This window comes from Neisseria sp. HMSC068C04, assembly GCF_001810105.1.
In the GTDB taxonomy this organism is placed as follows: Bacteria; Pseudomonadota; Gammaproteobacteria; order Burkholderiales; family Neisseriaceae; genus Neisseria; species Neisseria flavescens_B.
Genome location: NZ_KV799980.1, coordinates 157098 through 178615, shown reverse-complemented (window position 1 = coordinate 178615; position 21518 = coordinate 157098). Strand labels below are relative to the sequence as shown.

The 21518-nt window shown below is 52.6% G+C and carries 22 protein-coding genes and 3 tRNA genes; 11 read left to right on the top strand and 14 right to left on the bottom strand.

Annotated features, from left to right (window positions below):
- Nucleotides 1-9: 9 nt before the first annotated feature.
- The 9 genes from HMPREF2700_RS08880 to folD all read right to left on the bottom strand — a co-directional run bounded on the left by HMPREF2700_RS08880 (nucleotide 10) and on the right by folD (nucleotide 8253).
- Nucleotides 10-1566 (bottom strand): surface lipoprotein assembly modifier, encoded by a 1557-nt coding sequence (locus tag HMPREF2700_RS08880; protein WP_070591611.1) that lies wholly within the window; start codon nucleotides 1564-1566, stop codon nucleotides 10-12.
- A gap of 75 nt (nucleotides 1567-1641) precedes the next feature.
- A complete protein-coding gene (locus tag HMPREF2700_RS08875) occupies nucleotides 1642-2013 on the bottom strand; it encodes a hypothetical protein (protein WP_003683787.1) in 372 nt (123 codons plus the stop codon).
- Between the two features lie 172 nt (nucleotides 2014-2185).
- Nucleotides 2186-2881 (bottom strand): M48 family metallopeptidase, encoded by a 696-nt coding sequence (locus HMPREF2700_RS08870; RefSeq protein ID WP_070591624.1) that lies wholly within the window; start codon nucleotides 2879-2881, stop codon nucleotides 2186-2188.
- 49 nt (nucleotides 2882-2930) lie between these two features.
- A complete protein-coding gene (locus tag HMPREF2700_RS08865; RefSeq protein WP_070591610.1) occupies nucleotides 2931-3662 on the bottom strand; it encodes a lysophospholipid acyltransferase family protein in 732 nt (243 codons plus the stop codon).
- A 71-nt stretch (nucleotides 3663-3733) separates the two neighbouring features.
- Complete coding sequence (gmhB, locus tag HMPREF2700_RS08860) at nucleotides 3734-4312, bottom strand: D-glycero-beta-D-manno-heptose 1,7-bisphosphate 7-phosphatase (protein WP_070591608.1); 579 nt, start codon at nucleotides 4310-4312, stop codon at nucleotides 3734-3736.
- 11 nt (nucleotides 4313-4323) lie between these two features.
- Nucleotides 4324-4776: a DUF7832 domain-containing protein gene (locus HMPREF2700_RS08855; protein WP_049336905.1), complete on the bottom strand. Its 453-nt coding sequence runs from the start codon at nucleotides 4774-4776 to the stop codon at nucleotides 4324-4326.
- A 93-nt stretch (nucleotides 4777-4869) separates the two neighbouring features.
- On the bottom strand, nucleotides 4870-6111 hold the full coding sequence (locus HMPREF2700_RS08850) for an aromatic amino acid transporter (RefSeq protein ID WP_070591607.1): 1242 nt from the start codon (nucleotides 6109-6111) through the stop codon (nucleotides 4870-4872).
- Between the two features lie 129 nt (nucleotides 6112-6240).
- Nucleotides 6241-7254 carry an AI-2E family transporter gene (locus HMPREF2700_RS08845; protein ID WP_083303980.1) on the bottom strand — a complete coding sequence of 338 codons (1014 nt, stop codon included), beginning with the start codon at nucleotides 7252-7254 and terminating at the stop codon, nucleotides 6241-6243.
- Nucleotides 7255-7401: 147 nt separating this feature from the next.
- Nucleotides 7402-8253 (bottom strand): bifunctional methylenetetrahydrofolate dehydrogenase/methenyltetrahydrofolate cyclohydrolase FolD, encoded by an 852-nt coding sequence (gene folD, locus HMPREF2700_RS08840; protein WP_003683785.1) that lies wholly within the window; start codon nucleotides 8251-8253, stop codon nucleotides 7402-7404.
- 201 nt (nucleotides 8254-8454) lie between these two features.
- Here folD and HMPREF2700_RS08835 point away from each other — a divergent pair.
- The 6 genes from HMPREF2700_RS08835 (at nucleotide 8455) to HMPREF2700_RS08810 (ending at nucleotide 12102) form a co-directional block, all read left to right on the top strand.
- Nucleotides 8455-8532, top strand: a tRNA-Pro gene (locus HMPREF2700_RS08835).
- 27 nt (nucleotides 8533-8559) lie between these two features.
- A tRNA-Arg gene (locus HMPREF2700_RS08830) sits at nucleotides 8560-8636 on the top strand.
- Nucleotides 8637-8645: 9 nt separating this feature from the next.
- A tRNA-His gene (locus HMPREF2700_RS08825) sits at nucleotides 8646-8721 on the top strand.
- Between the two features lie 259 nt (nucleotides 8722-8980).
- Nucleotides 8981-9487: a D-glycero-beta-D-manno-heptose 1-phosphate adenylyltransferase gene (rfaE2, locus tag HMPREF2700_RS08820; RefSeq protein WP_094192836.1), complete on the top strand. Its 507-nt coding sequence runs from the start codon at nucleotides 8981-8983 to the stop codon at nucleotides 9485-9487.
- Nucleotides 9484-11244, top strand: coding sequence for a bifunctional biotin--[acetyl-CoA-carboxylase] ligase/type III pantothenate kinase (locus HMPREF2700_RS08815; RefSeq protein WP_070591603.1), 1761 nt, complete (start codon nucleotides 9484-9486; stop codon nucleotides 11242-11244). The genes rfaE2 and HMPREF2700_RS08815 overlap by 4 nt, the downstream gene beginning before the upstream one ends.
- Nucleotides 11245-11259: 15 nt before the next feature.
- Nucleotides 11260-12102, top strand: a complete 843-nt coding sequence (locus HMPREF2700_RS08810; protein WP_070591601.1) for a cell division protein — start codon at nucleotides 11260-11262, stop codon at nucleotides 12100-12102.
- 395 nt (nucleotides 12103-12497) lie between these two features.
- On the opposite strand, the gene HMPREF2700_RS08805 is transcribed toward HMPREF2700_RS08810, so the two are convergent.
- Nucleotides 12498-13025 (bottom strand): DUF4189 domain-containing protein, encoded by a 528-nt coding sequence (locus HMPREF2700_RS08805; RefSeq protein WP_083303979.1) that lies wholly within the window; start codon nucleotides 13023-13025, stop codon nucleotides 12498-12500.
- Between the two features lie 252 nt (nucleotides 13026-13277).
- Between HMPREF2700_RS08805 and tldD the strand changes: the two genes are divergently transcribed.
- The 3 genes from tldD to prmC are packed head-to-tail and all read left to right on the top strand — an operon-like array spanning nucleotide 13278 to nucleotide 16037.
- On the top strand, nucleotides 13278-14720 hold the full coding sequence (tldD, locus tag HMPREF2700_RS08800) for a metalloprotease TldD (protein WP_070460573.1): 1443 nt from the start codon (nucleotides 13278-13280) through the stop codon (nucleotides 14718-14720).
- Between the two features lie 53 nt (nucleotides 14721-14773).
- Nucleotides 14774-15235 carry a hypothetical protein gene (locus HMPREF2700_RS08795; RefSeq protein ID WP_070591599.1) on the top strand — a complete coding sequence of 154 codons (462 nt, stop codon included), beginning with the start codon at nucleotides 14774-14776 and terminating at the stop codon, nucleotides 15233-15235.
- The gene (gene prmC, locus HMPREF2700_RS08790; RefSeq protein WP_070591597.1) at nucleotides 15225-16037 is read left to right on the top strand and encodes a peptide chain release factor N(5)-glutamine methyltransferase; all 813 of its coding nucleotides are present in this window, start codon (nucleotides 15225-15227) and stop codon (nucleotides 16035-16037) included. The genes HMPREF2700_RS08795 and prmC overlap by 11 nt, the downstream gene beginning before the upstream one ends.
- Nucleotides 16038-16121: 84 nt before the next feature.
- Here the strand turns inward: prmC and HMPREF2700_RS08785 are convergent, their stop codons facing one another.
- The 4 genes from HMPREF2700_RS08785 to HMPREF2700_RS08770 all read right to left on the bottom strand — a co-directional run bounded on the left by HMPREF2700_RS08785 (nucleotide 16122) and on the right by HMPREF2700_RS08770 (nucleotide 20036).
- Nucleotides 16122-16916, bottom strand: a complete 795-nt coding sequence (locus HMPREF2700_RS08785; RefSeq protein ID WP_070591596.1) for a 3'-5' exonuclease — start codon at nucleotides 16914-16916, stop codon at nucleotides 16122-16124.
- Nucleotides 16917-17687: 771 nt separating this feature from the next.
- Nucleotides 17688-18572 carry a lipid A biosynthesis lauroyl acyltransferase gene (locus tag HMPREF2700_RS08780; RefSeq protein ID WP_283129702.1) on the bottom strand — a complete coding sequence of 295 codons (885 nt, stop codon included), beginning with the start codon at nucleotides 18570-18572 and terminating at the stop codon, nucleotides 17688-17690.
- Between the two features lie 78 nt (nucleotides 18573-18650).
- Nucleotides 18651-19196: a crossover junction endodeoxyribonuclease RuvC gene (gene ruvC / locus HMPREF2700_RS08775; protein WP_070591593.1), complete on the bottom strand. Its 546-nt coding sequence runs from the start codon at nucleotides 19194-19196 to the stop codon at nucleotides 18651-18653.
- A gap of 9 nt (nucleotides 19197-19205) precedes the next feature.
- Nucleotides 19206-20036 carry a carbon-nitrogen hydrolase family protein gene (locus HMPREF2700_RS08770; RefSeq protein WP_070591592.1) on the bottom strand — a complete coding sequence of 277 codons (831 nt, stop codon included), beginning with the start codon at nucleotides 20034-20036 and terminating at the stop codon, nucleotides 19206-19208.
- 94 nt (nucleotides 20037-20130) lie between these two features.
- Here HMPREF2700_RS08770 and HMPREF2700_RS08765 point away from each other — a divergent pair, with 94 nt between their 5' ends.
- Both HMPREF2700_RS08765 and HMPREF2700_RS08760 read left to right on the top strand, forming a co-directional pair.
- Nucleotides 20131-20430 carry a porin gene (locus tag HMPREF2700_RS08765; protein WP_070591590.1) on the top strand — a complete coding sequence of 100 codons (300 nt, stop codon included), beginning with the start codon at nucleotides 20131-20133 and terminating at the stop codon, nucleotides 20428-20430.
- Between the two features lie 114 nt (nucleotides 20431-20544).
- Nucleotides 20545-21518, top strand: a 974-nt coding sequence (locus tag HMPREF2700_RS08760; RefSeq protein ID WP_070591589.1) for a pyridoxal phosphate-dependent aminotransferase, incomplete at its 3' end; no start/stop codon positions are given.

The following is a 21518-nucleotide window of genomic DNA, read 5'->3' as shown; positions in this document are numbered from 1 at the left end:
TTCTACTTGTCAGAACGTTTTGCTCAATTCGACAAACATTTTGGTTTTGCCGTATTCGTAGAACTTGTCGTTGCTCCATGTTTTGTTGTGGGCAATGGTCAGGCGCGGGGTGATGCCTTTGAAATGGAGGGCGCGATGCCATACGCTCAGGGAGGCGGAAGCTTCTTTGTCGCGGCGGTTTTGTTCGTTGCTGAAGAAGCCGGGGGCTTGGTAACGGCGTTGGGCGGCGCTGAGGCGTAGGACGGTGGAGAGGCCTTTGGGCCATTCTTGTCCCCATGTGGTGCGCAGGGCGTAGCGGTTGAAGCTGTCGCTTTTGTCGTCGCGGTTGCGTTCGCGGTAGAGGTCGATACCGGCTACCCAGTATTGGCGCGCGTTGCGGTAGTACACGATGGAGTTGCTGAGCAGTTGGCTGGTGTTGTTGGAATGCTCGCGGCGGCCGTTTTTCAGACGGCCTGCTTCAAATGCGCTGAGGGTTTGCAGCTTGGGTTGCCACCAATGGTTGTAGTGGAGGCGTGCGCCGTTGGTGTAGGTGTAGGGGTCGTTGCCGTAGAAGCGGCGTTCGTGGAACGGGGTAATGCCGATATCGTTGCGCTGGTCGGCATAGCCGATACCTGCTGAGAAGCGTGTGGTGAGGTCGTTGTAGTTGGTGTGTTTGGGATAGATTTTGCCGTAATGGTCTGCGCCTGCCGTGGCATAGAAGCCGCGGGGCAGCGACCATTTTTTTTCTGCGCCGATTTGGTAATGGACGGCGGTGGCATCGATGGGTTCGGGGAATGTCCAGCCTCGGAAGCAGTCGTCGTCGGGATAGGCAAGGCGCACGGCGCGGCATTGTTCATCGCTCAGGTAGTTGCCCAGACGGCGTTGGCCGGGGGCTTGGTTGATGTTTTGTTCGCGCGTGATGTTCAAGCCGGCGTTGAATTGCCATGAGTCGCGTTCACGCAGGGCCTTGCGGTAGGTTTCGATGCGCTCTTGCAAGGCAGGCGGGAGGGGCTCGGTTTGCAGTTTGTCGAACTGGTCGGCCGCGGCTTCGTTTTGTTTGTCTTCAAACAAGGCGGTCGCAAGCTGCCAGCGGACGGCGGAGGCATCGGGCTGCTCGGCGATAAAGCGGCGGTAATGGCCGACGGCTTCGGCGGCGCGTCCTTCGGATTGGGCAAGCAAACCTTTGGCATAGCGCGCCATGGCGCGGTCGTGTTCGGGCCATTGTTCGTAAATGGGCAAAACGGCTTTGATGCCGGGGATATTGTGGGCGACGACGGCGGAATACATGGCGCGTGCCAGTAATTCGGTGTTGGCAAGCAGGGTGTCGGCATCGACGTTGATGATTTTTTCAGACGGCCCGTTTGTCTGCTCGACAGGGGTGTTGTGCGTTTCAGGTTGTTGGGGTTCGGCAGTGTTGACTTGAAGCTCGGGTTTCACATCAGGCGGTACATCGGTGGCGTGAAGGGAGAGGGGAAGGATGGCAAGGAGGAGCAGACGTTTTTTCATGGCAATGTTTGGGATGTTATCGGTATAAGTGGGCAGATTGTACAATGTTCTGAGTCGGAAATTTTGCAAACCGATTGCCATTTTATCTGATAAAGACGACAAAAGGCCGTCTGAAACCCGATGGGATTTCAGACGGCCTTTATTTGTGAGTCGGATTTAGTTTTGGTCCAAGTCCAAATCGGCTTTGTATTCGATACGGCCTTGGCCTTTGTCTTCGATGGAAACGTCCAGCTCTTGTTTGCCGCGTTTGAATTTCAGATCGGCATCGTCGTGTTTGATTTCAGACTCAACCACATGGAAACCTTTGCTGCGCGCGTGGGCGATCACTTTTTTGGCCAAGGAAGGAATGGAATTGCGTTGGCCGGAAAGTTCGGCTTCGTATTCAAATTCGCCGTTGCCTTGATGATCGGCTTTGATGGTGTGCGCGCCATCCGGACGGTAGATTTCGGAAGGCAACGGGGAGGCGAATGCCGTGGCGGAGAAAAGAGCCAAAATGCCGGTGGCCAGTAACGATTTTGCTTTGGTCATCGGTTTTCCTTTCTGAAAAGGGTTTTGAGAACGACATCATCTTATCGGCAGGTATGAGGGGCGGCAAGCGGATAAACTTGATTTTACGTGCGGCTACATGATTTGTTTTGAGGGCGTTGATTTTTTGCTTTGGGCTGGTGTTTGCTTGCAGAAGAATGCTGCCGGATAAGACTTAGCCGAGGCGGAACAATTCGCTGCCGTGCGCCTTCAGCCATTGTTCAGCTTGGTCAACATGCGGCGTGAGCGAGTGGGTCAGAGCCCAAAATGCAGGGCTGTGATTGGGATGGCGCAGGTGGGCGAGTTCATGCAGGCAGACGTAGTCGGCGACATATTCGGGTGCGCCGATGAGCCGCCAGTTGAGGCGGATGCCGGTGGTGTGGCGGCAAACACCCCAGAAGGTTTTGGCGTTAGAAAGGGAAATGGCACTCGGAGTCAGGCGGATGGTTCGGATATGGCCTTCGAGGCGCGGCAGCAGATATTCGTGCGCACGCTCGTGTAGGAAACGGCGCAAATGGGTGAGTTGGGCGGCGTTTTCTTTTTCGGGCAACAGGATTTCAGACGGCCTGATTTGGATGTGGTTTGCTGCATGGACGGACAAGGCCGTCTGAACGCCTTGATACCAAATCCATTCGGGAAGCGTGTCGGTGGGTGTTTGTCGGGGCGGTGTTTTGTTTAAGGTACGGCGCAGGATGGCTTCGTTGTCGTTCAGCCATTGGGTAAAGGTGTGCTGGGTAACAAACGGAGGGATATTGATGCTGACGGTATCGGCGGAAACGGGGCGCAAGATGAGGTTTTTCTTGGCGCTGCGTTTGAGCTGGATATGAATAGTGAGGCCGTCTGAAAGGGTGTGGGTATGGAGGCGGGGCATGGTGTTTGAGTGAAAAGGGCGGGTATAGCGGCCCACCCGATGGAATGATTTATTTGGTTTGGGGCGCGAACGGGCCTTGTCCGGTAATCAGGGGCTGCTGGCTTTCGATCCATTGCTCGCATTGGGCCATGAGTTCGGCTTCATTGCCGTTGTTGTGGGCAATGGGTTTGCCGATGATGACGCTGACCGTGCCGGGGTATTTGAGGAAGGAGTTGCGCGGCCAAAATTCGCCGCTGTTGAGCGAGACGGGGACGATGTCCATCTCGAACATTTTTGCCATGCGCGCGCCGCCGAGCTTGTAGCGGCCTTTTTCACCGGGCGGCAGGCGTGTGCCTTCGGGGAAAATGGTAATCCAATAGCCTTCGTTTTTACGCGCAAGACCTTGTTCTAAAAGTTGTTTGTTGGCTTCGCGGCTGTTGCTGCGGTCGATGCCGATGGTTTTGACCAGCTTCAAGCCCCAGCCGAAGAAAGGGATTTTGAACAGTTCGCGTTTGGCAACATACACTTGCGGCGGAAAAATCTCTTGCAGGGCGAGGGTTTCCCAGCCGCTTTGGTGTTTGGCGCAAATGATGGCGGGGTGGTCGGGAATATTTTCTGCGCCGCTTAAGGTGTAGTTCAAACCGATAACGTGCTTGAGCGACCAGTTGAGAATGCGTACCCAAATTTGCGCCATTTTGTGCGCACCGCCTTGGAAGGGCAGGGCAAGCAGCATAAAGGGGAACAGCAAAATAATGCTGGAGGAAAGGATGAACCAGTAAATCAGGTTACGGATAATCAGCATATCGGGGAAAAGTCTGTCGTTTGAAGGCCGTCTGAACACCGTTGTCGGCAGTTTTCAGACGGCCTTGTCGTTTATAGGATGGCTTGCGCGGCTTCTTCGATTTTTGTATTTTCACGCATGATGTATTGCGAGAAAGCGAGTAGGTTGTCGAATACTTGGGTGTGTTCGGGCAGTTCTTGCTCGTGTTTGGCCAGCGTTTTTTTGCCTTTGCCGGTCAGGACGAGCGCGGATTTACCGCCTGCAGCATCAATGGTTTGCAGGTCGCGCAGGCTGTCGCCGACCAACCAGGTTTCGGCGGCATTGGCCTTGAAGCGTTCGATGATGTCGATAATCATGCCGGGCTTGGGTTTGCGGCATTCGCAGTTGTCGGCGGCGGTGTGCGGGCAAAACCAAATGCCGTCGATGGTACCGCCTGCTTGAACGGCAAGGCGGTGCATTTTCGCGTGCATTTCGGTCAGGTCTTGCACGGTAAAGTATTTGCGGCCGATACCGGATTGGTTGGTGGCCACGGCGATGGTGTAGCCTGCCTGCGTTAAAAAGGCGATGGCATCCATACTGCCTTCGATGGGAATCCATTCGTCAACGGATTTGACGAAATCGTCGCGGTCTTGATTGATAACGCCGTCGCGGTCGAGGATGATGAGTTTCATGGTGTGGGCTCTTATTTTTCTGCTTTCAAACTGCTTTTCCATTTTTCAAAGGCCGTCTGAAAAACGGGTGTCAGTTTGGCGAAGGTTTCCGGGGTGTTTTTGACGTGGTAGAAGCCGCCAAGCGAGGGCGTGTCGAGGGCGAGGACGTAGTCTTCCATAAATGCGCCGTAGCCGTCTTCTTCGTCGGTGTAGTAGAACTCGGTAAACCGTTGGCCGAGTTCGGTAAAGTCGTCCGCCGTCAATGCGCCGTCCATGTGTTTGAGCAGGAAGTGTCGTCCGCTGATTTTGCCCGAGGTCATGGCGGCGAAGTCGGCTGCGGTTTCGGGTGCGGTTTGCCAGACGGGGTTGACGAGGCCTGCCTGCGCGGCCCACTGCCAGTACATGCCGATATGGGTGGCGGCGTTTTCGGGCGGGAGCTGGTCGGGATAGTCTTCGTCGAGATGGAAACGGATATTGTCGTACATGGACGGTGTTCGTTGGGGGAAAGGGGGTATTGTAGCGGAAAATAATGAATTGGGCCGTCTGAAAGAGGGTGTTTCAGACGGCCTTAAGGGAATTTAACCTTTAAATACGGGGACAAGTTCCATTTGGCTCAGTATTTGGGCGGCAATGTTGATGATGCCGAAGAGGAAGACCCAAACCATCAGCCAGAATCCGCCGTAAACTTTGTAGTTTTTGCCGACACCGAATTTATGGCGCGAGCGGTAGAGCAGCATGGCAGGGATAATGCCTGTCCAGATGGTGGCGGCCAAGCCGACGTAGCCGATGGCGGTAACGAAGCCGGTAGGGAAAAGCAGGCAGGAGATCAAAGGCGGCAGGAAGGTCAGCGCGGCGGTTTTGGTACGGCCGGAGATGCTGTCGTTCCATTTGAAGATGTCGGCGATGTAGTCGAACAGGCCGAGCGTTACGCCGAGGAAGGACGTTGCGATCGCCATGTAGGAGAACAGGGTCAACACTTTGTCCATATTGCCGGTTTGGGCGAACTTGGACAGCGTTTCGATTAGGACGGAAACTTGGCCCTCTGCGGCGATAACCGGTGCAAACTCGCTGCGCGGCAGGTTGCCTTGGATGGCGATTTGCCAGAGGACGTAAATCACTAAGGCAATCAGCGTACCTGACCATAGGGATTTGGCTACTTTGGGCGCGTCGCCTTTAAAGTATTTGAGCAGGCTGGAAACGTTGCCGTGGAAGCCGAATGAGGCAAGGCAGACGGGCAGGGCGGTGGCGACATAAATCCAGTAGCTGGTGCCGGCAGGGGCTTGGGTGTCGAACAGGACAGGCATTTTGGCATTGGCAATCAGGCCGCCGGTTGCCCAAATAAAGGTCAATACCATGCCGCCGATGAGGATGCTGGTAAAGCGGTCAACCAAGCGTGCGGATGCCCAAACGCAAAAGGCGAGAATGCCGAAGAAGACGAGTTGGCCGACGGTGAGCGAGATTTCGCCGCCTACCGCGCTGCCGATGCCTTTGGCGGTCAGATCGCCGCCGACGAAGATGTAGGCGTAAGTGAGCAGGTATAAAACGAAAGCGACGGCAACGCCGTTGATGACGTTCCAAACCGGGCCGAGCAGGTCTTTAACCATGGTGTCGAAGCTGGCGCCGTGTGGATAATGGGTGTTGACTTCCAAAATCATCAGGCCGCTGGATAGCATGGAAAACCAGGTGTACAGCAACACAGCCAGCGAGCCGGTAAACCATACGCCGGAGGTGGCGGTCGGGTTGGCAAGCATGCCTGCGCCGATAACCGTACCGGCGATAATCATCGCGCCGCCGAATAGGGAAGGGGTTTTGGTTGACATTGTTTATCTTTCTTCTAGAAATGCGTGGCTGCCATTATGCCGTAAAGTGTAAGAAAAGGTAAAGCAAAGGCCGTCTGAAAACCCGATTGTCGTTTTCAGACGGCCTTTGATGTGTATAAACGCAACTGATTAAATCAATTTTCGCAGTTTCAATTCGTTTTTCAGGTAGGCGTAATAAACCGGCGCGACGATGATGCCGCCGATGCCGAAAATGCGTTCAAAGACGACCATTGCCACCAGCAATTCCCACGCGCTGGATTCGATTTCCGAGCCGATGATTTTGGCGTTGAGGAAATATTCGAGCTTATGGATGACAACAAGGAAAACCAACGAGGCGAGTGCGACGTACAGCGATGCGCCGAGGCTCAAAATAATGATGATGGTGTTGGAAATCAGGTTGCCCGCCACCGGAATTAAGCCGACGATAAAGGCAACGATCAGGACGGTCATTTTAAACGGCAGGTCAACGCCGAACAGCGGCAAAACCAGGTAGAGGTACAGGCCGGTCAGGAAGGTGTCGATCAGCGAGATTTTGACTTGGGCGAGGAACACGCGTTCAAAGCTGGTTTCAAAATTGACGATGCGCCGTATCAATTCGGCTTTAAACAGCGGCATTTTGTGGCGGTTTTTGCGCATTTTCAGGCGGTGGAAACTGAGCATAGCGCCGATGATGATGCCGATGAGGATGTACACGAAGGATGTGATGCTGTTTTTACTGATACGAGTCAGCGCAGCGCGGTATTCTTCAATCAGCTTGATCGCCGAGGCTTTGATTTCGGCCATATTGTTGGGCAGCATATTGAGAATGGCCGCTGGCAGGTCTTGGTTGTTTTTGGTGTCTTCCAAAATTTCCGCCAGCTTGGCCAGCATAAAACCGACATGGCCGCCGTGTATCAGGTGGTAAATGCCCAAAGACATCATCGTGATGATGCTGAACACGATGGTCAGCGTCAGCGTGGTGGAAATCAGGTTGATATTGTGCGCGTTAAGCGATTTATGCAGCCGCGTGTTGCGCGGCAAAACGCGGCGGCGGAGTTTGAGGATGACGCCGTTGGTGCGCGTAATAAAGATATAGGTCAGGATAACCGACAGCAGCAGCGGCAGAAAATGGTAGTGCAAGACAATCAGCAAGGCCAAGCCCATCAAGATATAGGAAGCGTTGCGGAAAGTCGGGTTGTCGGTGTGCGAAGAGAGTAAGGACAAGTGAAGCCAATAAGGTAAAAAGCAAAAAAAAACAGGTCAGGCCGTCTGAAAAACCATGTTCAGACGGCCTAACTTAAATGACAGCGATTAATCGTGCAATGAGGCCGCGTGTACCGTGTTTTCCAACAAAGTGGCAATCGTCATCGGGCCGACGCCGCCGGGAACAGGCGTAATCATGGATGCGCGTTCTTTGGCAACATCAAACTCTACGTCGCCGCACAGGCTGCCGTCGTCCAAGCGGTTGATGCCCACATCGATAACGACTGCGCCGGGTTTGACCCATTCGCCTTTAACGAAATTCGGAATGCCTACGCCGACCACCAAAATATCTGCGGCCGCAACTTCATCGGCAAGGTTTTGCGTGGCGCTGTGGCAAATGGTTACCGTCGCGCGGGACAGCAGCAATTCCAACGCCTGCGGGCGGCCGACAATATTGGACGCGCCGACGACGACTGCTTTTTTGCCTTTCGGGTCGATGCCGTAGGCTTCCAACAAAGTCATCACGCCTTTGGGTGTGCAAGGGCGCATCAGCGGCATTTTGACGACCAGGCGGCCGACGTTGTAAGGGTGGAAGCCGTCCACATCTTTATGCGGCTCGATACGCTCCAAAACCGCTTGGCTGTCGATGTGTGCCGGCAGCGGCAGTTGCACCAAAATACCGTCGACGGCAGGGTCGCTATTCAATTCGTCCACCAGTTTCAGCAAATCATCTTGCGTGGTTTCAGACGGCAGCTCATAAGAGCGCGATTCTATGCCGCTTTTTTGGCAGGTCAGTTTTTTATTGCGTACATAAACCGCACTGGCAGGGTCGTCGCCAACCAATACCACCGCCAAGCAAGGCGTGTGCAAACCTTTTTCCTGACGCGCTTTTACCGCCTGCGCGACCGCCTCGATGCGTTGCTGGGAGATTTTTTTTCCGTCTATAAGTTGTGCAGCCATGATTTTTCCTCCTAAATAGGGACAAATATTGCGTTTAAATTATCGCATTTTTCAGACGGCCTGACACAAAAGAGTGATCCTGATTACGAAACATAAAAATAAATAACGATTAAAAATAATAGGATAACCAAAAAATGAAAAAATAAAGCAAAGTAAGTGTTGACCGGGTTGAAAAGGGTCTGTATAGTTCAGGTCTTCAGTCGGGGCGTAGCGCAGCCCGGTTAGCGCATCTGCTTTGGGAGCAGAGGGTCGTGAGTTCGAATCCCACCGCCCCGACCACAAAATTCTTAGCACGAATCGGCATGAGCGCCCGTAGCTCAACCGGATAGAGCACCGACCTTCTAAGTCGGGGGTTACAGGTTCGATTCCTGTCGGGCGTGCCAATTTTTACGGTGGCTGTAGCTCAGTTGGTAGAGCCCTGGATTGTGATTCCAGTTGTCGTGGGTTCGAGCCCCATCAGCCACCCCAGATGAAAGCCTGCATATTGTATGCAGGCTTTTTTCCGTTTATACCCGAATTTTACTTCAGATTTAATTGGGTTTCAAAAAAGTATTTATCAAACCGTTTCATCATGGCATCGGCAAAAATGGCATTTGCTGTGTTATCAAATATCAATGAATACGCAGTCAAGCCCGAATATTGTACCGTTTGGTATCTTTTTATGGCGTTTCGCCGTTATCCTTTATAATACCCCGATTATTTTCTGTTTCATTCCCAAAGGAACCGCATCATGTCCGAATGGTCAGCTCCAGAATTTGAATCCAAAATCTGTCCGCCCGAAAAGCTGGCGGAGCGTTTGGCGGCATTACCCCGTCCGCTGGTGTTTACCAACGGCTGTTTCGATATTCTCCATAGGGGCCATGTAACGTATCTGGCGCAGGCGCGGTCGGCCGGTGCGGCTTTGGTATTGGCGTTGAATACCGATGCTTCGGTGCGCCGTCAGGGAAAAGGTGACGACCGCCCGATTAATCCTTTGGAAAACCGTGCGGCAGTGGCAGCGGCATTGGAGAGCGTGGATTTGGTCACATGGTTTGATGACGACACGCCGGCCGCGTTGATTGAAATGGTCAAACCCGATGTATTGATTAAAGGCGGCGACTGGCCTGTGGATAAGATTGTCGGTGCGGCCGAGACGTTTGCGCGTGGCGGCAAAGTATTTTCGATTCCGTTTTTACACCAGACTTCGACCACCAAAACGTTGGCGAAAATCCGCGAAGCCGGAGGAGGCGAATGACGGATTTGAACAGCCGCCATTGGGCCTTGCTCGCCGCGCTTTCAGACGGCCTGCCGCAACACGTTTCTCAGTTGGCGCGAGTGGTCGGGATGAAGCCGCAACAATTAAACGGATTCTGGCAGCAGATGCCGGGCCATATCCGCGGTTTGCTGCGCCAGCACGACGGGCAATGGCGTTTGGTTCGCCCTTTGGCTGTGTTTTCCGAAGAATCTCTGCAACAAATGGCCGGAAAACAGGGTTTTCGTGCGCAGTTGAAACACGAATGTTCGTCCAGCAACGATGAAATCATGGCATTGGCGCGCCAGTCGGCGGACTTGGCGCATAAGGCCTTGTGTGTGGCGCATTTCCAAACTAAAGGACGCGGACGGCAAGGGCGGAGTTGGGTCAACCGACAGGGCGAATGTCTGATGTTCAGCTTGGGCTGGACGTTTGATAAGCCGCAATATGAGCTGGGTTCGCTGGCGTTGGTGGTGGCATTGGCTTGCCGCCGTGCGCTTGCCGATATTGGTTTGGACGTGAAGATCAAGTGGCCGAACGATTTGGTCGTAGCCAACGATAAATTGGCCGGTATTTTGATTGAAACGGCGCGGGTAGAGAATAAAACCGTCGCCGTCATCGGCATCGGCATCAATTTTGTATTGCCGAAAGAAGTTGAAAACGCCACTTCCGTGCAGGCCTTGTTTCAGGCGGCCTCTAAGCAGGGCGTAAGCGTCAAAACCTTGTTGAATGCGGTATTGGCGCAACTTGATGCGCTGTTGAACGAATACGCACAAAATGGATTTGCGTCATGTGTCGGCGAATACAATGCCGCCAACCGCGACACGGACAGACCGGTGTTGTTGCTTCAGGAAGGACGCGTTGTACACGAAGGCGTGGTCAAAGGCGTGGATGCGCAAGGCGCGTTGCGTTTGCTGACGGACAAGGGCGAAAAAACCATTGTCAGCGGTGAGATCAGTTTGCGCCCAGATAACCGCCCGGCACAACCTGCCGCTGCGAAACCGGAACGCTTTTTGCTGCTGGACGGCGGCAACAGTCAGTTGAAATGGGCGTGGGTAGAGAACGGCACATTTTCCGAAGTCGGCCGCGCGCCGTATCGTGATTTGACCCAGCTGGGCGAAGAATGGCTGCAATTTGCCGATGAAGATGTAAAGATTGTCGGTTGCGCTGTGTGCGGTTCGGTAAAAAAAGCGATGGTGGAAGAGCAGTTAACCCGTCCGGTCGAATGGCTGTCTTCCATGCCGCAGGCTTTGGGTATCCGCAACCATTACCGCCGCCCTGAAGAACATGGCTCTGACCGTTGGTTTAATGCGCTGGGCAGCCGCCGCTTTACGCAAAACGCCTGCGTCGTCGTCAGCTGCGGTACCGCCGTAACCACCGACGCACTGACGGAAGACAATCATTATCTCGGCGGCACCATCATGCCCGGTTTCCACTTGATGAAAGAGGCGATGGCGCTCAAAACCGCCAACCTCAACCGCCCCATCGGCAAGGTATATCCGTTCCCAACCACAACGCCGAACGCCATTGCCAGCGGCATGATGGATGCCGTTTGCGGCGCGTTGATGATGATGCATGGCCGTCTGAAAGAGAAAATGGGCGAGGGCAAACCGGTCGATATTATCATCACGGGCGGCGGCGCGGCCAGAGTCGTGCAGGCGCTGCCGGAGTCATTCGTTCATGACAATCAAGTGAAAATCGTCGATAATCTCGTGATTCACGGGCTCTTGCATTGGATTGCCCATCGCAACGGACAATAAAAAGGAAAACGCATCATGAAATGGCTGTTTGCGGTCTTGGTCGCACTCAACATCATTGTTTTTGGCAGCATGGTTGCCTACCGGACACAACATAAAACCGCCAAACCCGAATCTGCTTTGGAAGGCGGTACGCATGAATTATTGCGCCCGTCTTCTTTGGACGCACCCAAAGCCGAGCCTCAGCAGGCATCGCAACCCGATTGGGTGGTGGTCGAATCAGACGGCCTGATTATGGCAGAACCTGAATCCGAAGAAGCAGAAGCCTTGCGTAAAAAGCAAGAAGCGCAGCAGTTGAAAGAGAAAAAAGAAAAAATGCGCCGCGAGAAAGAAGCGCAAGAACGTCGCGCCGCCGAAGAAGAGATGGACGCGGCCGGCGTGGAACGCTTGTGTACCAGTAGCGCCACCGTAGTGATGGATGAAGATGATTACCACCGTATCAAAGGCCTGTTGGGCAAATGGCCTCATGCGGCCAGCCGCAGTATCGAAAAACGCAACGGCGCATCCGGTGGCGAGACTTCTTCCAAAACCTTCCGCGTGGTCTTGCCTGCCGACGGCGACACTTCCGCCCAGCTTGATGCCTTGGGTAGCCGAGGCTTTAGCGGCAGCATTCACAACGGCGAAATCAGCATTGACGTAACACGCAGCCGCTCTTCCGCCCAAGTTTTGATTTCACGCTTATCCAGCGCAGGTTTCGGCGGCGCGCGTATTGTCGAACAGGAAGACAGAAGCGCACCCGATACCGGTTTGAGCGTAGCGCGCATGACCGTGGTCTTTATGGCGGTCGACGAGCGCGATGCCCAAGACATCAGAAACATTGTCGGCCGTTATGGTAAATTGAACATGAAAACCTGCCGATGATCAGGTTTATTCGGTTTCAGACGGCCTGATCAGCAGTCGGCAAAGCCTGATAAACCGAATGCCGCAAAACACGAAACCCACTGTATCGGCAGTGGGTTTCATGTTTTTCGGTTTTGAGTATCTGATATAAAGGGGAACAGGTATGTTTCGTATATGCGCACTCCGAGTATCAAGAGATAATGGGGAAGAGGGGGATAAAATCTGTCGTTTAATGGCTCGGATTAGGACGTCTTCCGAGTGGTTTTGATTATACGCTAATAATAACTATTATCAATAGCAAAATTGAAAAAATAATGGTTTTTGTTGTAATACTTTGTTTTGTATGGGAATTAAATTGTGGTATTGGCTTTGCTGTGATTGAAAAGGCCGTCTGAATAAAGACGGCCTTTTGTCTATTAGAATTTAGGCAATGAGCAGCCTTCTTCTACAACGACTTTGCATTGCGGAAGTCCATATGCTTGACATTTCCTTAAAGCTTCTGCTTCTGCAAGACCAGGATCGGTTATACCGAAAAAATTTCTCCATTTTTTACCATCTTTTCCTTGAGCGACAGCGATACAGCCATTTCGAACCCAGGCCCCAAGTTTGCATGGTTTATTTTGACCACCTCGTTCACAGGTTTTAATAGCTTCTCTTTTGGCAGCTTCAAGTGAATCCATATCAAGAGCACCACCTGAAAGGCCTGTTTTGGGATTATTTGCCCAAGCTCCGTATTTTGAAGGGACATGGATATTGACAACTCTAGGTTGACTCTGAGTAGAGCCGCTAGAAGATTGTGGAGCACCCACATTATATAGAATTTGTCGACCTGAGCTGTCAATAATGCGGCATGTTCCAGTTGCCGGTTGGTATTCACCGCCACAGCCGTTGGCATAAACATTAAGACTTGCCAGTCCTAGCAATACAACAAATAACTTTTTCATTTCAATTCCAATCTATTTATTTGAATCTTTATCAGCCTGCGCTGCATCAATCATACGATGATTTGTTACCTTCTTTGTGCGGCTGATGTTGAACTAGGGTAAGGCAAACATTTCGCCCTATCTTTCAGACGGCCTTTTGATTTGTTTCAATCACTCATAAACCCAAGCAATCAACATATCCAAAGCCATATAAAATACCGTATAATCAAGGCCAAATTAACTTTGCCTGCTTGTCGGGCCGTCTGAAAAATTATGCAACAAACCTACGCCGCCGTACAGCGAGATTTGCTCGAAGCCAACCATCTTTCCCCCGATTTGCTCGCCCAAAGCCTGAGCATTATCGGCGCCAACCATGTCGATTATGCCGATATCTATTGTCAGCGCACTGCCTATGAAAGTTGGCATTTGGAAGAAGGCATCGTCAAATCGGGCAGCTTCCAAATCGATCAGGGCGTGGGCGTGCGTGCCGTTTCGGGCGATAAAACCGCTTTTGCCTACGCCGACAGCCTGTGTATCGATTCGATCAACCGCTCTGCCAAAGCCGTGCGCGTGATTGGTGCGGCCGGCAACGAGGCCAGTGTCAAAGTGCCGACACCTGCCTACGGCAAGCCTGTCCACATGGCGATTGACCCTATTGCCAGCCTTGATTCCGCTGCCAAAGTCGCGCTGTTGAACAAAGTCGAAACGCTGGCCAAAGCCGCCGATCCGCGTATCGTGCAAGTGATGGCCGGTTTGACCTGCGAATACGACATGGTGTACATCGCCCGTCTGGACGGTAAACACGCTGCCGACATCCGCCCGATGGTGCGCATGAACGTAACCGTCATTGCCAAGCAGGGCGAGCGTCGCGAGCAGGGCAGCGCGGGCGGCGGCGGACGTTATGATTTGGCGTATTTCGATGAAAACTTGGTGCATCGGTTTGTCGATTCCGCCGTCAAACAAGCCCTAACCAATCTCGAATCCCGTCCTGCGCCTGCCGGCGAGATGACCGTCGTTTTGGGCAACGGCTGGCCGGGCGTGTTGTTGCATGAAGCGGTCGGACATGGTTTGGAAGGCGATTTCAACCGCAAAGAAACCAGCGTTTTTTCCGGTCGAATCGGCGAGCGCGTGGCCGCCAAAGGCGTTACCGTTGTGGATCAAGGCGATATTGCCGACAGACGCGGTTCGCTCAATATCGACGACGAAGGCAATGAAACCCGCCGCACGGTATTGATCGAAGACGGTATTTTGGTCGGCTATATGCAGGACGAAACCAACGCCCGCCTGATGGGCACGCAATCGACCGGCAACGGCCGCCGCGAAAGTTACGCTTCTGCGCCTATGCCGCGCATGACCAATACCTTTATGGAAAACGGCGGCTATGAGCCGGAAGAAATCATCGCGTCCATCGACAAGGGCATTTACGCCGTCAATTTCGGCGGCGGACAAGTGGATATTACCAGCGGCAAGTTCGTGTTCAGCGCATCCGAAGCATGGTGGGTGGAAGGCGGCAAACTGCAATATCCTGTCAAAGGCGCGACCATCATCGGCAACGGCCCCGAAGTGCTGAAACATGTTTCCATGATAGGCAACGACACTGCGCTCGACAGCGGCATCGGTGTCTGCGGCAAAGAAGGGCAGAGCGTTCCTGTCGGCGTCGGACAACCGACCCTGAGGATTGATGCCGGGCTAACCGTCGGCGGTAGCGAAATTTAAACGGCAGGCCGTCTGAAAGATTTTCAGACGGCCTTTTACATTAGGATAAAACCATGCAGGAACAGAATCGGAAATCAAGTTTTCCCATCGTGATGTTGCTGGTGTCGGTTACCTTGTGGATCGCGTCTTTGTCCAATGTTGCATTTTATTTGGGCAATCATGAAAGCATGAAGGGTTTGACCGTTTTGATTTTGGGGTCGATATTTACTTCTTTGGACATCAGATATTGTGCGGCCTATGCGAATTATGTTTGGTTGGCGGCCATTGTTTTGCTGGCGTTGCGGAAGAAGGTCGTGCCTGTCCATGCGGCACTTTGGGGCTTGGCGCTGGTGGCTTTCAGTGTGAAAGCCGTACACGTCGATGAAGCTGGGAATACATCGGATATCGTGCGCTACGGTGTCGGATTTTATTTTTGGTATGCTGCATTTGCGGTTGCCACCATCGGCACGTTTGCCGGAAAGAGTAAGGAAAGAAAAGCCACAACGCTGGCAGATGGGACGAAAAATGACGCTTGATGAATGGTTGCGCCAATCGGCACTGCCCAAAAACGAAGCGCGGATGTTGTTGCAATATGCGCTGGGTTATACGCGTGCGCAGCTGGTTACACGCGGTACGGACGATTTAGCAGACTCCGCCCTGCAAACCTTGGCGGCTTTGGTTCAACGCCGTCTGAAAGGCGAGCCGATGGCCTATCTGTTGGGCGAGCGCGAGTTCTACGGACGACGCTTTGCCGTCAATCCCCATGTGCTGATTCCGCGCCCTGAAACCGAGCATTTGGTGGAAGCCGTACTCAAACGCTTGCCGCCGCAAGGCCGCGTGTGGGATTTGGGAACGGGCAGCGGCGCCATTGCCGTGACCGTCGCGCTTGAACGCGTTAATGCCGATGTTCGCGCATCCGATATCAGCGTCGGTGCTTTGGATACTGCCCGTCAAAATGCGGCCGAATTGGGCGCAAAAGTCGAATTCGCGCAGGGTTCGTGGTTTGATACCGACAGGCCGTCTGAAGGCAGATACGATGTGATTGTTTCCAATCCGCCGTATATCGAGGATGGCGATGAACATTTGTCGCAAGGCGATTTGAGGTTTGAACCGCAAAACGCGTTGACCGATTTTTCAGACGGCCTCAGCCATATCCGCCACATTACTCAAGAAGCTCCCAAATACCTGAAAGCCAACGGCTGGCTGCTGTTTGAACACGGCTATGACCAAGGCGAAGCGTTGCGGAATATTATGCTGGAGAACGGTTTTGTCGAAGTGGCAACCGAACAGGATTTGGCTGGATTGGACAGGGTCACGCTGGGACGTTTGCCTGCTTAGCGGGCATGGTTTGTCAGAATATAAAAAAGGACGTGTCAATCACGCCCTTTTGGTTTGCTGGTTTGTCTGTTCAGACGGCCTGGTTTAACGCCAAGCAGCGACGAACTCCGCCCAGTGTTGTTTTTCTTCGGCTTGTGCGGCCAGATAATGTTTGATGCGTTTGATTTCGACTTCGTATTCGTCGGCATCGAGCGCGCCGCTCATCATGCGGAAGCGTTGATACATGAGATAGGTATTGGCTGCATCGGTTTCGCAATAGTCACGGATGTCTTTCAGACGGCCTGCATGATAAGCGTCCCAAACCTTGCTGCCGTCCATGCCCAATTTGCCGGGGAAGCCGCAGAGTTTGGCCATATCGTCCAAAGGCACGCTGGCGCGCGGTTGGTAGAGGGCGAGCAAATCCATCAGGTCGCAATGGCGGGTGTGGTAACGGCTGATATAGTTGTTCCACTTAAAGTCGCGGCTGTCGCCAAAATCGCCGTCGCCCATGTCCCAATAGCGGGCGGCGCTGATGCCGTGTATCAGGGCGCGGTAGTGGAGGACGGGCAGGTCGAAACCGCCGCCGTTCCAGCTGACGAGTTGCGGCGTATAGTTTTCGATGACCTCGAAGAACTTGGCAATCATGACTTCTTCACTGTCTTCGGGATCGCCGATGGTGCTGACGCGGATTTTGTCTTGCCCCCAGCGCATACAGCAGGAGATGGCGACGACTTGGTGCAGATGGTGTTGCATAAAGTCGCTGCCGGTTTTGGAGCGGCGTTGCTGCTGGGCAAACAGGACGACTTCGTTGTCGGGCAAATCGGCAGGTAAATCGTAAAGCTGGCGGATGCCGTGTACGTCGGGAATGGTTTCGATGTCGAAGGCGAGTATCGGAGTCATGGCGTGATCGGGTTGGATAAGGGATGATGTCATTGTGGCATGACGGCGCAGATAAAAAAAGAGGCAATCCCCCACAGGATTGCCCCAATACCTCAAATCAGAGATTTACGCTTCACAAACAATACAGGCTTTCACCTGCGGCTTTACAGATGCAGCTCAACTCTGCATCAGTAAACTTTCATTTCGGGCATTGCACCGAAATTCTCTAAAATACCGCAATTTCTTGCAATATCAGAAAACTGCTTACAAAAGTATCTAAAGCCGGCGAGGCCGTCTGAACGTTTTGTAATTTGATGTAGTGAAATTTACGCGAATTTTTACAGTTTGCCAAGTATTTTTTTCTGAAGGTCTGTTTTCAGTATAAATTTCAGCTTTTGTCATATTTTTACAATTATATTTCATAATTATTTAAAAGTTAGATATTTATTTTATTTTTTTAAATTTTAATTTAATTTTATTTCATATTTTGAATGATTAAAATGTATTTTTTCAGATGAACTATTTTACAATATGTTGTTTTTAAAAGAAATTAAATTTAATATGTAAATGAAAAGAGTGTATTGGGCCCGATGTTTTCCATTTGAGAAAAATATAGGGTTGTTTGAAAGTTTCAATCACGATGAAAAAAGTTGTTTTTAAAGCATTTAAAGTGGAATATTATTTGATTGTTTGAACTCAAACATGAGTTTCGGTTTGATTCGATTAAAATGAAAAAGCGGCGAAAGAAGGACTTCGCCGCTTTTTGCATATTCAAATTGTAATTCAATGTAGTCAATAAAAGCTGTTTTCGCCTTCGGGACGGGTTTTGAAGCGTTTGTGCAGCCAGAAATATTGTTCGGGATGCTCGCGTACCCGCTCTTCGATGAAGTCGTTCATGCGTTGGGTGTCGGCTTCGACATTTTCGGTCGGGAAATTGTCCCAAGCAGGATAGAAGCGCAGGGTTACGGTATTGTCGGCTTCACGCGTGGGAATGGCGGGAATGATTTTGGCTTTGGTCATGCCGGCGATACGGCTGAGTCCGGTAATTGTGGCCGTCTGAATGCCGAAGAAATTGACGAAAATGGAATCGTTGCGGCCGAAGTCTTGGTCGGGCAGATAAAGAAAGGGCGCATCGCTTTTGCGCAGGTGTTTGATGATGGCGCGCAGGCCTTCTGTGCGGCCGATCAGGAAAACATTGTTGTAGCGGTAGCGGCCTTTCAGGATTTGCTCGTCCAGGGCTTTGTTTTTTTGGTGCGAATACATGCTGGTCAGCGGCACATCCTGATTGAGCGTGTAAACCGCCATTTCAAATGCGGTAAAGTGCGGATAGAGGATGATGACTTTTTCGCCGGCGGCGAGGGCTTCGTCAAGATGGTGTTTGTCTTGATAGCGTACCAACGAGCGCAGCTTGTCCGCAGGCGCGTACCAGTAGAGGCCGTATTCGAGCATCAGTTTCGCCATGTGTTGGAAATGGCGTTTGAGCAGGGCAGTGCGCTGGCTGTTGTTCAGCTTGGGAAAGCATTTTTTGAGGTTGACCTCGCCGACTTTGCGGCGCGGTTTGACTGCGTAATAGGCGAGAATACCAATCGCGTCGGCAATTTTGTGCAACACGCAAAAAGGCAGCAGGCGGATGAGGTAAAGAAAAAGGAAGGCGGCTTTCATGCAGGCTCGCTGTATGTGGGCAAAGGGTTATTATAACCGAAAGGCCGTCTGAAAACGGGCTGGAACACTATTTCAGACAACCTGAATGTCGGCTTACCATTGGAAACGGCCGCGTTTGACCTGCAGGCCGTCAGGGTTGAGTTGCGAAGCCAATCCGTGATTGCGCAGGGCGTGAGTGAGGGCGACGGCGAGTCCGTCGGCGGCATCGGTTTGCGGCGTGCCTGAAAGTGCAAGCATTTGGACCACCATATGCTGTACCTGCTCTTTGGCGGCCTTACCCTTGCCGACCACGGCCTGCTTGACCTGAAGAGCGGTGTATTCAAATACGGGCAAGTCGTGCATGACCAAAGCGGCAATCGCCGCACCGCGCGCCTGACCGAGCATCAAAGTCGCGGCCGGATTGACGTTGACGAACACTTGCTCGATGGCCGCCTGATGGGGTTGATAGTGGCGGATGATTTCGTCGATATGGCGGACAATCACAGCGATGCGTTCGGAAAGCGACGCGCCGGTCGACGTTTTGATACAGCCGGAAGCAACATAATGATGCTCGCGGCCGTGGACATCGATAACGCCGAAGCCGGTCACGCGGCTGCCGGGGTCGATGCCGAGAATGCGTGTGGGTTGGAACTGGGACATAGTGCGTGTTTAAAGTAATCGGTGTTTCAGGGCAGGCAGTCGCGTGCGCACGCTTTGCAGGCGCGCAGTATCTAAATCGGCACAAATCACGCCTTCGCCTTCCGGCAACGTCGCCAACACATCGCCCCAAGGGTCGATAATCATACTGTGGCCGAATGTGCGGCGGCCACTTTCATGCAGTCCGCCTTGTGCCGATGCGATGACGTAGCATTGGTTTTCCACCGCGCGGGCGCACAGCAGCAATTCCCAATGCGCCTTGCCGGTCGTGTAGGTAAATGCAGCCGGCAACAGCAAAACATCAAACGGCTGCTGGGCGCGGAAAAACTCAGGAAAGCGCAAATCGTAGCAGACGCCGGCCGCCAGCGGAACATCGTCCACGCTTAACTTCGGCACATCGTTTCCCGCCAGTATCGTATCGGCTTCGGCGTAGCGTTCGCCCAAACCGGAAAAGCCGAAAAGGTGCATTTTGTGGTAAAGCCCGATTCGGTTGCCGTCGCGGTCATACACCAGCATCGTGTTCATCACCTTGCCAGCGTTTGGGCTTTGCAACGGAACCGTACCGCCAAACAACACCACGCCGCATTCCCTGGCCGTTTCGCTTAAGGCCGTCTGAAAACGGGTGTGGCAGGTTTCGCCAACGCGTCCATCGTCCAAAGGCTCGGCAAATGCCAGTTTGTCCGTATCGTTTTTGCCCATCAGCGGCCAATATTCGGGCAGCAACACCCAATTCGCCCCTTGTTCGGCCGCCTCGCGGACAAGGCGCTTCATGGTGGCAATATTGGTTTCGGGGTCGGTGGACGACACCATTTGCACAGCGGCGGCGCGTAAAGAGCGCATCATCAAAACTCCTGTCAGATTTTGCAAGAATTGTAACTTGTTTACGCACAAGGCCGATACAATCGTCACACAATTCCTCTGCAAAAAAGGATAAACCATGAACTTGAAACTTCTCCTCACTGCCGCACTTTCCACCGCCGCACTCGCCGCACATGCCGACGTACAGCTTTACGGCAGCATCAAAAGCGGCATCGAAACCTCGCAAACCCGTTTCGGCGGACAAACATACAGCCGAACCGCCGTTGCCGACCAAGGCAGCCACATCGGCTTGCGAGGCACGCACCCGATTGGCGGCGGAACGAATTTTATTTGGGAAGTCGAACAAGACACGCCGGTCGGCAAAAGCGGATCCATCCGCCAAGACTGGCGCGAACGTCGAGACAATTTTGGCCGTTAAAGGAAAGATTGGATAGTAAAGGCCGTCTGAAAAATCAGGATAACTGGTTTTCAGACGGCCTTTGTTCTTATAATAGCGGTTTATTGTTTTCACACACCCAGCAACGGAGTTTTCATGCAGTTTTCAGCATTCGGCGAAAAATTCACACAACACAGCGGTATTTTGCAGTTGATGGACGATTTGGGCGACGCGCTCAAAAGTGACAAGCCTGTCAATATGCTTGGCGGCGGCAATCCGGCGAAGATTGCTGAAGTCAATGCGGTGTTCGCCGATGTGTTCTCCAAGCTGGCGGCGGAACATGCTGTTGAGAATATTGGCAATTATTCCAATCCGCAGGGCGATGCGGCGCTGATTGCGGCTTTGACTAAGTTTCTCAACCGCGAATACGGTTGGAATCTGACAGCAGACAATATAGCGCTGACCAATGGTTCGCAAAACGCGTTTTTCTATTTGTTCAACCTGTTTGGTGGCAAATTCAATCTTTCAGACGGCCAAACGGCTGAAAAAGCCATTTTGTTGCCGCTTGCGCCTGAATATATCGGTTATGCCGACGTGCATGTCGAGGGGCAGCATTTTATTTCGGTAAAACCGAAAATTGAAAATGTCGAACACGAAGGCGAAGCAGGCTTTTTTAAATACCGTGTGGACTTTGACGCGCTGGAGAGCCTGCCTGAATTGAAAGCAGGCAAAATCGGTGCGATTTGCTGTTCGCGCCCGACCAATCCGACCGGCAATGTGCTGACCGACGACGAAATGGCGCGTTTGGACGCGTTGGCGCAGGAACATGGGATTCCGCTGATTATCGACAACGCTTATGGAATGCCGTTCCCGAATATTATTTATAGCGATGTAACGCTCAATTGGCACGAAAACATCATCCTCTGCTTCAGCCTTTCTAAAATCGGCCTGCCCGGCGTGCGTACCGGCATTATTGTCGCCGCGCCGGAAGTGGTCAAAGCCGTCAGCAGTTTGAATGCGATTGTGAACCTGTCGCCAACCCGTTTCGGTGCGGCGATTGCGGCGCCGCTGTTAAACGACGGCCGTCTGAAACAGTTGGCCGACCAAGTGATTCAGCCGTTTTACCGTCA

What these genes read in the sequence shown, in the direction of transcription:
- HMPREF2700_RS08810 (WP_070591601.1), top strand. Translation starts at nt 11,260, where the DNA reads ATGAAATGGCTGTTTGCGGTCTTGGTCGCACTCAACATCATTGTTTTT.
- HMPREF2700_RS08875 (WP_003683787.1), bottom strand. Translation starts at nt 2,013, where the DNA reads ATGACCAAAGCAAAATCGTTACTGGCCACCGGCATTTTGGCTCTTTTC.
- HMPREF2700_RS08865 (WP_070591610.1), bottom strand. Translation starts at nt 3,662, where the DNA reads ATGCTGATTATCCGTAACCTGATTTACTGGTTCATCCTTTCCTCCAGC.
- HMPREF2700_RS08765 (WP_070591590.1), top strand. Translation starts at nt 20,131, where the DNA reads ATGAACTTGAAACTTCTCCTCACTGCCGCACTTTCCACCGCCGCACTC.
- tldD (WP_070460573.1), top strand. Translation starts at nt 13,278, where the DNA reads ATGCAACAAACCTACGCCGCCGTACAGCGAGATTTGCTCGAAGCCAAC.
- HMPREF2700_RS08785 (WP_070591596.1), bottom strand. Translation starts at nt 16,916, where the DNA reads ATGACTCCGATACTCGCCTTCGACATCGAAACCATTCCCGACGTACAC.
- HMPREF2700_RS08815 (WP_070591603.1), top strand. Translation starts at nt 9,484, where the DNA reads ATGACGGATTTGAACAGCCGCCATTGGGCCTTGCTCGCCGCGCTTTCA.
- HMPREF2700_RS08850 (WP_070591607.1), bottom strand. Translation starts at nt 6,111, where the DNA reads ATGTCAACCAAAACCCCTTCCCTATTCGGCGGCGCGATGATTATCGCC.
- gmhB (WP_070591608.1), bottom strand. Translation starts at nt 4,312, where the DNA reads ATGAAACTCATCATCCTCGACCGCGACGGCGTTATCAATCAAGACCGC.
- HMPREF2700_RS08845 (WP_083303980.1), bottom strand. Translation starts at nt 7,254, where the DNA reads ATGGGCTTGGCCTTGCTGATTGTCTTGCACTACCATTTTCTGCCGCTG.
- HMPREF2700_RS08795 (WP_070591599.1), top strand. Translation starts at nt 14,774, where the DNA reads ATGCAGGAACAGAATCGGAAATCAAGTTTTCCCATCGTGATGTTGCTG.
- HMPREF2700_RS08855 (WP_049336905.1), bottom strand. Translation starts at nt 4,776, where the DNA reads ATGTACGACAATATCCGTTTCCATCTCGACGAAGACTATCCCGACCAG.
- HMPREF2700_RS08880 (WP_070591611.1), bottom strand. Translation starts at nt 1,566, where the DNA reads ATGGCAATCGGTTTGCAAAATTTCCGACTCAGAACATTGTACAATCTG.
- folD (WP_003683785.1), bottom strand. Translation starts at nt 8,253, where the DNA reads ATGGCTGCACAACTTATAGACGGAAAAAAAATCTCCCAGCAACGCATC.
- HMPREF2700_RS08770 (WP_070591592.1), bottom strand. Translation starts at nt 20,036, where the DNA reads ATGATGCGCTCTTTACGCGCCGCCGCTGTGCAAATGGTGTCGTCCACC.
- prmC (WP_070591597.1), top strand. Translation starts at nt 15,225, where the DNA reads ATGACGCTTGATGAATGGTTGCGCCAATCGGCACTGCCCAAAAACGAA.
- HMPREF2700_RS08870 (WP_070591624.1), bottom strand. Translation starts at nt 2,881, where the DNA reads ATGCCCCGCCTCCATACCCACACCCTTTCAGACGGCCTCACTATTCAT.
- HMPREF2700_RS08805 (WP_083303979.1), bottom strand. Translation starts at nt 13,025, where the DNA reads ATGAAAAAGTTATTTGTTGTATTGCTAGGACTGGCAAGTCTTAATGTT.
- ruvC (WP_070591593.1), bottom strand. Translation starts at nt 19,196, where the DNA reads ATGTCCCAGTTCCAACCCACACGCATTCTCGGCATCGACCCCGGCAGC.